The sequence below is a fragment of the Parabacteroides sp. PH5-46 genome (assembly GCF_029892785.1).
Lineage (GTDB): Bacteria > Bacteroidota > Bacteroidia > Bacteroidales > Tannerellaceae > DFXE01.
In genome coordinates, this window is sequence record NZ_JARXXA010000007.1 from 162,823 (window position 1) to 176,272 (window position 13,450).

6 protein-coding genes are annotated in these 13,450 nt (G+C 44.0%); 1 reads left to right on the plus strand and 5 read right to left on the minus strand.

The window, feature by feature from the left end; genetic code table 11:
- Positions 1-12: 12 nt before the first annotated feature.
- From M2470_RS09600 to M2470_RS09620, 5 genes are all read right to left on the minus strand, one after another.
- Entirely contained in the window at positions 13-1,920 is a 1,908-nt protein-coding gene (locus M2470_RS09600; RefSeq protein ID WP_280744714.1) for a trehalase family glycosidase, read from the minus strand.
- Between the two features lie 7 nt (positions 1,921-1,927).
- Positions 1,928-5,062: a glycoside hydrolase family 2 TIM barrel-domain containing protein gene (locus M2470_RS09605; protein ID WP_280744713.1), complete on the minus strand. Its 3,135-nt coding sequence runs from the start codon at positions 5,060-5,062 to the stop codon at positions 1,928-1,930.
- Positions 5,063-5,135: 73 nt separating this feature from the next.
- Positions 5,136-6,644 carry a RagB/SusD family nutrient uptake outer membrane protein gene (locus tag M2470_RS09610; RefSeq protein ID WP_280744843.1) on the minus strand — a complete coding sequence of 503 codons (1,509 nt, stop codon included), beginning with the start codon at positions 6,642-6,644 and terminating at the stop codon, positions 5,136-5,138.
- Between the two features lie 29 nt (positions 6,645-6,673).
- Entirely contained in the window at positions 6,674-9,838 is a 3,165-nt protein-coding gene (locus M2470_RS09615) for a TonB-dependent receptor (RefSeq protein WP_280744712.1), read from the minus strand.
- A 386-nt stretch (positions 9,839-10,224) separates the two neighbouring features.
- Positions 10,225-11,862, minus strand: coding sequence for a tetratricopeptide repeat protein (locus M2470_RS09620; protein WP_280744711.1), 1,638 nt, complete (start codon positions 11,860-11,862; stop codon positions 10,225-10,227).
- A gap of 109 nt (positions 11,863-11,971) precedes the next feature.
- Here M2470_RS09620 and M2470_RS09625 point away from each other — a divergent pair, with 109 nt between their 5' ends.
- The gene (locus M2470_RS09625; protein ID WP_280744710.1) at positions 11,972-13,441 is read left to right on the plus strand and encodes a DUF3843 family protein; all 1,470 of its coding nucleotides are present in this window, start codon (positions 11,972-11,974) and stop codon (positions 13,439-13,441) included.
- Positions 13,442-13,450 lie beyond the last annotated feature (9 nt).

Sequence of the window (13,450 nt, forward strand, 5' to 3'; positions counted from 1 at the left end):
CCTCCATAAACATTATTTGTTATACGCTTCGTACAATAAAAGCAAGTGTGCTGCGCTCCAACTGAAATGGGGAGCTTTTAAGCGGGCTCCGTTATGGGTATCATAGTTTTCATGGATGGGAGCGTCTTCTGTCAGGCCTTGAAGGCGGGTAAATATTTGGTCGGTAAATGTATCTGCTTCTTTATGATAGCCATATTTGCGTATACCTGAGATACCAAAGTATACCTGATCCAGCCAGATGGGACCCCGCCAATAACCGGCCGGCATAAACTTAGGATTGTCGGCTGCTATGGTGGGGAAAGGTATGTAGGTAGCAAACTTGGTGGTATCCGTAAACAAACGAACAACAGCATCGGCCTGTTCCTGCGAGGCAATGCCCGCCCATAGCGGGATGCAAGCTTCCGTACCTTCTTCCAAGACAAAGGTGCCGTCTAAACGCTTGTCGAAAAAGAAACCTCTATCCTCTACAAAGAAGTAGTCGGCTGTAGAAGCAGAACGGTTCGGTTCGTCAAAAGTGCAGCCGGCAATGGGTGCCAGTTGGCTCAGCAACTGATGCTCCAAAGCCAGAAAGGCATTCAGGTCTACTGACTCCTGATTAAAGCTCCAGGCGCCTTCGCTGTTTTTTACCATCTTAGCCTCATCGAAGCGGATGGCATTGTCCATACCACTCTCCCAGGCCGCTGCTTCCAAGGTACCGTCGCAGGAGCCAAACTCACATATGCCATTCCGGTTATGGTCGCGATGCGTAAACCACCACTGGTAATAAGATAGTAATTTCGGGTATATCTCTTTTACAAAAGCGCTGTCTCCTGTATGTTTGTATATCTCGCTGACAGCCCAGGCTGCTAATGGAGGTTTGCTATCCCGTGCATTGTTTTCCGCAGCATCGCTGTAAATGCAATCGATCACCATTCCTTCGGGCGTTTGGTAGTCAAACATTGCGCGTACCTGGTTCTTCGCCAGTTCGGGGGCAAAACGGGATAAGGCTACCGCATGTTTCCAGGAATCCCATCCCCAAAAGCCCATAAAATAGCCTACGGCATGACTGGGCACTACTCCGTCGTGATATAAATCGCCCCGGGCACTCTTCCAGTTCGACATAAGGGTAACCACAGCTTTGGCTGCTATCCGGTTATATCCGGCAGGCATATCTTCACGAAGAACATGCGTCAGATAACTATCCCAGCGGTTAGCCGCCTGCTCTTTGTATAGTTCCGGCAAAGCCTGGACAGTTGTTGCCTTTTGCAGAGTAGGCAGTTGCGACAGCTTGTTCTCGAAGAAAGAGATCACTACATGCGTCTCTCCGCTTACAGCAGACAACACCTCATATTTATTACCGTCCATCAGGATACCGGCTTCGGGACTAAACGTCAGCGCCAGCCCTTCTCCGTCCGGCCAGGTCAATACCAGGCGATTCTTCTCTACCGAGCAGGTGATATCTCCCGCCAATACCTCGCCATGAAAATGCAAGCTATTGTTTAAACCGGAGCGACACGAAAGTATCGCTGTAGACTTATCTATAAATACCAGGCGCTGAATAATCTGCCCCATGGAAGAAGAGGCCGCCATGTAAAGCTCTCCCGGAAAATAGGAAGTGGAGTCGGGTATATAAACAGCCGACTTATCTTCGTTGGCAAAGTTCACTTTCAATAAAGCTTCCGAGGCCCATTGCCGCTTATCCAAATGGAATGGACCGCAGAAGCCATTTATCCATTTGTCTTTCTGAGGAATGGTAAAACCATACCAACTCCCGGCATCGGAGAACCATCCCCGGCATCTTGTCTGCTTATCCGGCGTATAGGAAATGTCCAGGATATTGTCAAACTCATAAGCCTTGCGGTTCGGTGTCTGCTGGGTGATCTGGCATGCCGTTACCAATCCCAGACAAAACAATATGAATAATTTAAAAGTGTGTTTCATTTTTTACTTATCGTACTTGTTTGGCAGCTTTAGACAAACCTGTTGTATGATCAACAGGAATCAAATAGAATTCATAGCAGCGTGCAACAGGCGTGATGGTGTACTCGGGATGCGTTTGTGCGCCCCAGGTATTGTCACCCCCTACTCCCATCTGCTTGTTGTCGATGTTCAGCCATACCATATCTTTCTTTTCGATACTTCCTCCGTGTATCCGTTGCACTGTAGACGGTATGTAGCGGATATCCTCCATAGAGAAATTCCAAGCGCTTACGCTTAAGGGTTCTGTAGCTGCTTTCACCAGTATCCCCTCTCCTGAGGTATTCTGCAAGGCAGTCCAGCGCACATCCGTTTTGTTGGCTGTTTCCTGAGCACGTACGTAGGGATGATATTGTTCCCACACGCTTGCTTTATACACGTCAATGTCTGCTCCGGTCTTTCTGTCCCAGTAGTTTTCATGCGGGCCGCGACCCAACCAGGTCATCTGGTCGAACGCACCATCCAGCACGAGATACATACCAAAACGAGGCATTTCCGGCAGTGCTTTCTCCCCGGGCGTAAAACTGAAAGTCGTTTTCATTGCCCCATCGGGATACACGGTATATTCTACCGAACAGTCCGACTCCTGTTCTTCCATACGGTAAGCTACGATTATCCTGATAGCTCCGTTGGCAGACAAAGGTTCTGTCGTAAAGGAGCGAAGCTGCAAATTATTTCCGGCCTCCTCCCAAGTGCCACTTCTTTGTTGCAAACCATTCGGTACGTCATTATCTACCAGCGGGCGCCAGAAGTTCGGGCGTAATCCGCTCTGCAGGTATTCCTTCCCTTTTACCTGATAACTGATAAGTTCTCCACTACCTTTTGAAAAAGAAAGGGATACAGAGGTCGTTTTCAAGGTTAAGCGATCTACACTTTCTTCCTTGGTAATTGTACCACTAAACGTGGAAGGAGAAAGCGCCGGAGTCTGCACTGGTAATTGCCACTGTTCCGAAGCAGCCAGATGCCCTTTGGGAACTAGCGGCTGCTCGTCTTTTGTCCGAGCTGTAATCTGCAGGAAGTATTCTGTTCCCGCCTCACCTTTAATGTTTGGCATATCAATCGAAACTTCTGCCGACTGCTGAGCCCGGATGAGCGGAACATTCAAGATTCCCTGATATAACACCTTTCCGTCGGCCTTGACTGTCCAGGTATAATCATAGACGTCTGACGAAAGGAAGTCGTGGCGATTTGTAATCTTAAGCTTGTTCAGAGAGAAAGGGACACCTTCAAAATGTATATACTGGTACACCTTCTTTACTTCCCATATATGCGGATGCAAACTGCGGTTGGCTGCTATAAGCCCGTTTGCGCAGAAATTGGAATCGTTCACTACGCCTACAAAACCCATATCGCCTCCGTAGGCCCATATATCGTTTCCTTTTTTGTCTTTTATGGAAAATGTCTGATCTACCCAGTCCCAGATAAAGCCACCTTGTAAGTTATCGTATTTGTATATCAACTCCCAGTAATCTTTCAGGTTACCAACACTGTTACCCATCGCATGTGCATATTCGCACAAGATCATCGGTCTGTCCTGGCGCAGGTTTGTCCATTGGCGGAGTGCCCATACGCGAGCATACATCGGGCAATAGATATCCGAAAGTCCTTTGACACCTCCTCCTTCATACTGAACGGGACGGCTCGGGTCGCGCTTCTTCGTCCAGTGGTAAAGCGTTTCAAAGTGCTTTCCGTAGCCCGACTCATTTCCCATACTCCAGGTAATAATAGAGGTATAGTTCTTGTCGCGCTCGATCATGCGCTCCATGCGTTCCATATAGGGGATATCCCAGCCATCCCAGTTGGCAAGTGTTCTTACTTCCGGATGATCGGTCATTCCATGTGACTCAATGTTTGCCTCATCCACCAGATAGAGTCCGTATTCGTCACACAATTCATACCATTCTTCATAATTAGGATAGTGCGAACAACGAACTGCATTTATGTTGAATTGCTTCATCAGGCGGATGTCCTCTATCATGCTTTCTACAGTAATCGTACGTCCTTTGTGCATGTCATGTTCATGGCGATTCACTCCCTTTATCAAGATAGGCGTGCCATTTACGAGTAGCATTCCATTCTTAATTTCTACTTTCCGAAAGCCAAAGCGTTGCACGAACGACTCAGTAAGTTTTCCTTTCTTGTCTAAGGTATTTATCACTAAGGTGTATAAGTCCGGCGTTTCGGCTGTCCAACGTTTTACATCCGGAAAAGCTTTTGAGAAGGTAAGAATAGTATCCGACTTGCTTTTCGCCGTTAGACGAGTAGAGGCTATCTCCTTGTTTCCGTCTAAGACCTTCAACTGAACGCTTGTGCCGTTAACGGCCTGGCGATTGTCTAATGTTACCTTTATATCTAATGCCCCGGAGACATAATTATTTGTCAGGTCAGCCTTCACTTCAAAGTCTTTGATGCGAACTTTCGGACGGGCAATCAGCATGACATTCCGTTCGATACCACTATACCGCCAGTAGTCTTGTGCTTCCAGATACGAGCCGTCGCTATAGCGGTATACCTCTACTGCCAGTTTGTTCTCACCCGGCTTCAGGTACTTGCTGATCAGGAACTCGGCAGGCAGACGACTGTCTTCACTGTAACCGACAAACTGCCCGTTTATCCAACAGTAGAATGCAGATTCTACTCCTCCGAAATACAAAATGATATCCTGCCCTGTAAAACCTTCCGGAACCGTAAACGTTGTTACGTACGAGCCAACCGGATTATACTCCGCCGGAACATAGGGCGGATTAGCCGGAAAAGGATATCGGGTGTCTGTATAGATAGGTGCGTCGAAGCCTTGCAATTCCCAACTGCCGGGTACCTCTATATTCTTCCAGTCGGATACGTCGAAACCCTCTTTATAGAAAGTAAGCGGGCGGGAAGCCGAATTCTTGGCAAAATGGAACTTCCAAGTGCCGTTCAGGGAGTGGCGGCGTTCTGCTTGTGTGTCTTTAAGCAGTGCCGCCTTCTCTGAACTATATGGGATAAAGTGTGCATGAGCCGGTTCGCGATTTATCTGGTTTACCCGCTGGTCTTCCCATTCTTTGTTTTGGGCAAAAGCGGTGGCCGCCAGTAGTAATCCACAGGCTATTAATGTAAATTGTCTCATCCTAAAATATTATAATTATCATTCATGTAGAGACAAGGCGATGCCTTGTCTCTACGGTGGGCTCATGCCCCTGTCAATCTATCGCGTTATTAGTATTTACTTCCTGGATAGGTATCGGATAGAAATTATGTTTTGCAGGATCAAAGGTGCTGCGATTCACAGCATCTAATGCAGCTTTGGTTTTTCCCCAACGGCGTAAGTCGTAGAAACGGAAGTTCTCCAAGGGAAATTCTATGATACGTTCGTGCTCTATCTGAGCGCGTACCTGCTCCTGGCTTGTACCTGTCATAGCCGGCATATCAGCCCGTGCGCGTACTTCGTTGATCAAAGGAATCGCTTCTGCAGTCTTTCCTAACTCGTTCAAAGCCTCAGCCTTCATCAATAACACGTTTGCATAGCGCATCAACACGATATTCGGAGCAAAGTAGTTCATATCCAAGCCCTCAAAATCAACTGGCATATATTTACGGAAGGCCGGTTTATCTGCCCCATCAAACCAATAATCGTATGTATGACTGTATACGCGTGCGGCGTCCGAGTCGTTAAAGTAGTCATCTTTAAAGAAGATGGTTTCATACAGGCGGCTGTCGTAACGTCCGGTAGTAGCTGTTTTTCCTTCCTTCTTAAACTCGTCCATTAGGCGTTGACTGGGGAGTATCTCGTCCCAGCCCCATAATTCGGAAACACCAATCCAGCGGTGAAGCTGCGTACGGTAACGAGCTCCGTTGTCTGTATTCAGCGTCAACTGCAGTTCGAAGATTCCTTCGCTTGAATTCCGGTTTGTCCCGTCGAACATCGATTTGAAGTCTTTTACCAACGAATAGCCTGTTACATTGTTAAGAGCCGCTACAGCTGCGTTTAGATCTGCATCTTTAGACGAACCTTCATAGGCTCTTGTCAGATGTGCCCAACCTAAGAAAGCATAAGCCGCCCCACGTGTGGCACGTCCCATTGCTTCAGATGTACGTGTTGCCGGCAAAGCCGTTGCTTTAGTCAAGTCACCGATAATAAAATCCCAAGCTTCTTCACGAGAAGACAAGGCTTTATCCAACTGATCAGCTGAAGATATATAAGTATCTCTTACTACTATCCTTTCCCAGTTCAATAAGAGCTTCATGTGATAATAGGCACGAAGGAAATAAGCTTCGTTTTGAATCATCGCCCGGTCTTCTTCTGAAATCCCTTCGGCAGGTATTTCCGCCACATTCTCTATCACCTGATTACTAAAGTTGATGCCATAATAGTTATCACGCCAATAAGCCGAAAACTGAGAGTTACCATTCGTATAAGTAAAATTAGCCAACTCTACCCAGTTTTGATAGTTCAAAGCGTCAGATCCTAAGTCTACAATATCTTCACGATACGCTTCTACCGGCCATTTAACTTCGGCAAATTCCCAGGTGTCCGTAGAAGCTTCCAGTTTGGAGTAAGCGGCAGCCAGTCCGGCTTCGGCATCGTCTTTATCTCTCCAGAATGAATCAGACGTCAATTCGTCGGGCGAACTTACCGTCAGGAAATCTTCGCAGCTTGTAGTTGCTCCCATCAACAGAAGGGCAAAGGCTATATATTTTAGTTGTTTCATCATTTTTCTGTATTAAGTAATGAATAATATTAGAATGTAAGTTGTAAGCCTACCACATACGAGCGGGTAAACGGATAGACAAATTTATCAACTCCTGCATTCAACACAGCAGAAGTCTGGTCACTTGAACTCTTTCTTGAGAACTCAGGGTCTGTACCGGAGTAACCTGTGATAGTAAACAGGTTCTCGGCGCTTACATATACACGCAGTCTGTCGATAAAAGCTTTCTTCATCAAGGCAGAAGGCAAGGTGTAACCTAGCTGCATCTGACGCATGCGTACGAAATCACCTTTTTCAAGGAAACGATCCGACTCACGGGAGTTGTTGTTCGGGTCTTGCAAAATCGCACGTGGAATATCTGTATTGGTATTCTGAGGCGTCCATGCATCCAATGTGGAAGTAAGGAAGTTGGAACCGGAGTTCATTCCTTCATAGAAGTAACGGTTGGCATTATATATCTTAGCACCGAAAGCTCCTCCAAGTAGGAATGAGAAATCGAATCCCTTATAGGATGCTCCGAATGAAAGGTTTGCTTCTACCTTCGGAATACCCGATCCGCAATATTCTTTATCATCTTCATTGATTGAGCCATCACCGTCTGTATCAAGGAAACGGATGTCGCCCGGTTTTGCATTGGGTTGAAGCAATTGACCATTCGCATTTTTATGAGCCGCCACTTCCGCATCGCTCTGGAAAATACCGTCGGCACGGTATAAATAGAATCCGGCAATCGGATTGCCTACACGCGTTTGTGTGGGGAAATGTTCTGAGCCATACTTTAAACCTTCACCATATAAGGCTTGCTTTGGGTCTGATAATTCAAGCACTTTATTACTTGTAGTGGTGAAGTTCAGTCCGATATTGTAATCAAAATCGCCTTTCTTGTCGGCCCAGTTGATTTCTACTTCCACACCGGTATTGCGTATCTTACCTACGTTCATTACCGGGTTCCAAAGACCAACAGAAGGAGCCAGTTTCTTGGTAATCAACATATCTTCTGTCTTGTTATAGTAGTAGTTGATTGCTCCGGACAATTTACCATTCAGGAAACCATAGTCAAAACCAATGTTCTTGGTGTCAGTTGTTTCCCATTGCAGGTTACGGTTGGCCAATCCCATGGCGATACTTCCCGGCCAAGGGGTGGAACCTGTACCTTGTACATAGCCCCCATATAGGTTGTTGTACGTTGAGATTAAGGCTTGGAAGTCATAATAACCTAATGCCTGCTCATTCCCTAAACGTCCCCAACTGGCACGTAGTTTCAGATTGCTCACTAATCCGTCTTGCGGGAAGAAACCTTCTTCCGAAATTCTCCAGCCCAAAGCTACCGACGGGAAGAATCCCCAACGGCTGTCGCTACCGAACTTAGACGATCCGTCACGACGGAAGGTTGCCTGAACCATGTATTTACCGGCATACACATAGTTTAAACGTCCAAACAAAGAAACACGGCGATACTCATACAAAGAGCCTTCACCCGTATAGGTTCCTCCTTTACCGGCATTGATGGTAGCAAAGTTGGGGTCTAAGAAGCCGCCTGGTTTTTCCGTTGTTACCAATTTTCCGTCTTTTACCTCATACACGGTTGTTTTTCCTTCTACAGCTACACTGTTCCAGTTATAATCCTGCATGGTTACAGAATTACCAACCATTACATTCAGGGAATGTTCTCCGAAGCGTTTGTCAAATGTCAGGATATTGTCTATTACTTGCTCCTGCCAGTAAGAAGAGCTTTCACTATGATAAGGATATTCTTGTTTAGCTTTAATGTCGGCGATGTAGGGAGGTGTATGATAGCTGGAGCGGCTATGAGCGCCACGATACGAATAGGCCGTCTTGAAGCTCAGCCAATCGGTAATATGTGCTGTTACAGCCGCGTTAGCGTCTATATAATAACTTTTGCTCTTTGAGTCCCTGAAGTGATTGTCGGCTATTACGTTACGGTTACTTGGCAAACCATTGGTGTCGGTCAGACCATAGCCGTATTCTTTTGAATCATCATAAACGGAAACCAGCGGAGAAATCATATATACCTCTTTTAAAGAGTACTGAGGTTGCTTGCTATCGGTAGCTCGGAAAGAAAGATTGGCGTCCAGGTCAAATATATTTTTGGTAACCGATAACTTCATACGCGCATTATCCTGGCGATAATTGTTACCGATCAGGATACCTTTTTCGTCGGCATGGTTATAAGAGACAGAGTAACGTGCATTTTCCGATCCTCCGCGTACGCTTAACATATAATTCTGTGTAAAGCCACTGCGGAATACTTCATCCTGCCAGTTGGTATTCGCACTTCCCGGATTGGTAATATATCCCGGTAGCTCAACTTGCTTATTCGGATATTGCAGGTTATAATTGTCATACATTTGTTTATGTACCTGTACATAGCCGTTTGCATCCAGCAATTCCAACTGGTTAGCCACTTCCGTATAGCTCAGGAAGCTGGTAAGGTCTACTTTCAATTCACCTTTCTTACCATTCTTTGTGGTTACGATAATTACCCCATTGGCGGCTACCGAGCCGTAAATAGCAGCAGCTGCACCGTCTTTCAAGACCTCCATAGCGGCAATATCCTGAGGGTTTACATTATTAATGCTTCCGGGGAAACCATCAATGATATATAAGGGCTCGTTATCACCAAATGATTTTACACCACGAATCTTTACTTCCACTCCGGCGCCTGCATTACCTCCTACCTTCTGGATATTTACACCGGAAACTTTTCCTTGCAAAGCTTCAGCAGGGTTAGTAGTAGCGCGACTAGCCAGTTCGTCTACGTTTACAGAAGATATGGCGCCCGTAAGGTCACTTTTCTTCATGGTTCCGTAGCCAACTACGATTACTTCGTCCAGACGTTCTGAATCTTCTGCCAGTCTGACATCTAGTTTGGCTTGTCCGTTATAGGTAATTTCCTGTTTAGAATAACCAATATAAGAGAATACCAGTACGTCGCCTTTTTTAGCGGAAATCTCAAAATTTCCATCCCAATCAGTGATCGTACCTTCTGCAGTACCTTTCTTCACGATGTTTACACCTACGGCAGGCGTACCTGTTTCGTCATAAACAGTACCTTTCACATTCACATTTTGTGCAAAACCAAAATAAGGAATAAGGGAAAGTAATGCCAATAAGGTCGTTGTCCTTAATAAAGAACCGGCATGCAACCGGATTTTACTTTTTAATAATCCCATAATGTTTTTCTATATTAGATAAAATGATTAAAAAATTCACAACAAGGATAAAGGTTCTTATCCATCTTGTCAATCATTTCAAAGCCTATCTGATATCTACATTTTCAAGAAAATTAAGAAGATTTATATCTACATTTTAACAAATACTATATTTGATAATCAACAGTTTAATTACATCACAAATACTACATTTACATTTTTTTATAGATAATACATATACACATAAAAATACAATCTTTTACACATAGTAAAAATCGCACGCATGCGTTTTACAGATCGCATGCATGCGTTTTCAAAATTACAGCCATGCGTTTTGTAAAAAGTATGCATGCGATTTTGAAACCACAATAATCATCTGATATATAACAAAATAAAAAAAAGAAAACTCAGATACTTTTCATGTATTCTGTCAGGCTATCGTCTGTTTCCAGGTTGAGATGTTTTCGGAGGCGGTAGCGAGCCATGTTGACGGTCTTGGGGGTAGAGTCTATAACAGACGCTATTTCTTTGGTAGACAAACCGATTCGCAAGAGGGAAGCCAAGCGTTGTTCGTTTTTGGAAAGGTCAGGATGCAGGCGGGAGAGTTTGTCGATAAACTGAGCATTAACCTGATCTATCAGCACTTCGGTTTCCGTATTCCGGGCATTGAATTGAGAGATATAGGCATTTATGCTCCGCAAATGAGTTTCCGTCTGCGAACCTGTTAATTTATATCCTTCCTTTATCATAGACTGAATATGTGCCAGCATATCATTTCTGCTACGAACAAAGAAGGCAAAGTTGGTTAGCTCGTGTCGATTATAGTCCAGTTCTTTCTCTATGGCACGGGTTTCGATCTCAGCCTGTTGCAACTTCAACTCTATCAATTCTTTTTCTTGCTCATCGAGTTTACGGGCAGCTTCCAGCAACTGTACTTTCCTGCGGTGGCGATAATGGAAACCAATATATAGCAGGATCAGCAGAACTGCCCCGACTATCAGAAATGCGATGTATTGTTGCATCCGCAAGTTTTTTATCTGGAAAGCCTGTTCCTGTACCAATATCTCCTGTTCTTTGGCTCGCAGGCGTTTTTGTATGGTATTTAACTCTATCTGCCGGATAGCGTCTTTGGCCAGCAACTCCTGTTCTGTTTCATATAAGTTCAGCAGATTCTCATAAGCTGCCGGATAATTTTTCTGCGCTTCATACACCCAGAAGCTATACCTGTAATTATCACAGATCAACTCTTTCGCATTGATTTTACGGGCATAAGTCATAGCTGTTTGAAGGGCGTCCAGGGCCTTCTGATATTCTTTCGCATAAAAATATTGGGTTCCCAGGTTATTATAATTCTCGCCCAATGACCATACGGCTCCCAGCGAGTCGTTGATGGCGATTGCTTCATGCAACATAGCGATCTTCTCCGGAGTATTTCCTTCATAGAGACAAAGGTTGTTCAGATTAGCAGCCACTAACTTTTTGGCTCCGAGTTTCCGGTTAATTTCCAAAGCTGCTTTAAAATTCTCTTCTGCCTTCACATTATCCGGCATCTGTATATAAACCAAACCACGGGAGTTGTAACAACTGGCTAAATAGGCGGAATCGTTCACCGACTGATATATGTCTGCCGCTTTGTTCACATACTCAAAAGCTCTCTCCAAGTCCATGAGTTTCAGATAACAACCCGACAAGCGAACAAAAATATAGGCCTTAAGCTGTAGGCTATCCGCCGAACAATGTTCTATTGCATTAGTAATGGTCTCAAAACCCAAATCAAAATCACCCTGATTCATGTATGACTCACCCAAGGTAGCCAGTGCCATCGCCAGATGACTCTGATCACCAATCCTTTGAGCCTCAATAATAGCCGCATTAGAATAATAAATAGCTTTGGAAGGATCAGCCTTCGACATCTCTTCAGCCTTAAGGATCAATTCTTCTATCCTACTCTCGGCATCTGCATCCTGAGCAAACAAAAAAGATATCCCTATTGTATATAAAAAGGACACGATCAGCATTAGCAATTTTACACAATGTCTAATCATAGAGTAGTCATTTTGTTTTGTCAAACACAAATATACAGGAATATATACAATAAATATAGTATAAAATATATCTTTGTATTTAAATGAACAGAAAAAGACTTACCTACGTATGAAACAACATGTTATTTCCCTTCAGGAATGGATTCAGTATCAACCTTATCGTGTAATAGAAGATGACGATCAGTATTTTACGCTAATAGCCTCAGAAATCTACAGCATTTTAGATATAAGTAAGATTGGTGAAGCCCTTGATTATAGCTCCAAAGATTTACGAACAATTAGCTGTTGTATAACCAACTGGTATATATGTGTTATATCCAATATTTGGATATGGCAATCGTTCAAGGATGAATGTCGTAAACTGTACGGCAGACCACTTCCTTTTTATGAAGTAAGCAAGAAATATTCCGAGAATGAAGTTAATTACGAAGATATTTGCTTCCTTTTATGGTTCTATATGCAACAACTTAACCCTAACAGGCTTATTAATCCGATAAATCCGGGTATCGAGATGATTGCAGATCAGATAACAGAGGCACTGAGTGAAGATTTTATCTTAGCTCCTGAGAATGAAAGAATAAATATGTTTTTATTTCCGGAGAAAGAGACTATGCGCTTCTCGGAGTACAAGGGTATATTGGATTGGTTTCACTATAAGTCATACCTGAATATATTCAACATCAAGGAACTTGACGAGCAGACAGCCGATATCCATAAATCCAGGAAAAACGAATCAGAGAAACACATGCTTACCGTAGCTACCAGATTGGAGTTATGCTTAAAGTCGCCCAATAGGATGATGGCATTAACCTCTCCCGAATGGATGGCTAGATTTATTCCGAAGCATCATCCGCTCCATGCCCTATACAACAATGTCAAATTAAGAGATCATACCTATTACCTCTTCAAGCGACTGGATGAAATGTATATCTACGTTAGTGATATCGCCACTGAAGAAGAATTTGCTGTAAAAAAAGAATCTATAGATAAAAAAACGGTAGCAAATCTAACTGCTGATGATAGCGTATTTATGATGCTGCTGATTTGCTTCGACGAGGAATGGTGGCAATGCGGAAGATTGTCTATGTACTCTATAAATAACATGCCGGAAGAGAAGCCCTCTGATGATAAAGAGAAAGAAAAGGCCTACAACGACTTCATAGCTGCCAGCAAGGGAAAAGAGTTCTTGTACTTCTCTTCTCAAAAAGATCTTTACGCGTTCCTCAGAAAAGAAATGAACTATTCGTTGATCGACAATTCTCAAGTACCCGACAACATAGGGAATAAACTACTCCTCACCGCTACTCCTAAAGAAGGATTGATATTCTTAGAGAAAGGCATCGAATGCATCAAAGATCCGGATAATCCATTCTACGACCGGAAAGTTGCCGACAGAGAAGCTATGAGTTTCATTGTCATCCCCGACTTCTGCCCGTTTGAAATTGTATGCAAACTAATAGACAAAAACATGTTACCCGATGCCCTCTTCAACAATCTAGGCAACAAAAAAGCCGCAAGAAAATTTATGGCAGACAACATAGACTTCTGCTTGAGATACTTTTTGAATAAACATAGATAAGATAAGAAA

Coding starts and splice junctions, on each gene's coding strand:
- M2470_RS09600 (WP_280744714.1), bottom strand. CDS start 1,920: ATGAAACACACTTTTAAATTATTCATATTGTTTTGTCTGGGATTGGTA.
- M2470_RS09605 (WP_280744713.1), bottom strand. CDS start 5,062: ATGAGACAATTTACATTAATAGCCTGTGGATTACTACTGGCGGCCACC.
- M2470_RS09610 (WP_280744843.1), bottom strand. CDS start 6,644: ATGAAACAACTAAAATATATAGCCTTTGCCCTTCTGTTGATGGGAGCA.
- M2470_RS09615 (WP_280744712.1), bottom strand. CDS start 9,838: ATGGGATTATTAAAAAGTAAAATCCGGTTGCATGCCGGTTCTTTATTA.
- M2470_RS09620 (WP_280744711.1), bottom strand. CDS start 11,862: ATGATTAGACATTGTGTAAAATTGCTAATGCTGATCGTGTCCTTTTTA.
- M2470_RS09625 (WP_280744710.1), top strand. CDS start 11,972: ATGAAACAACATGTTATTTCCCTTCAGGAATGGATTCAGTATCAACCT.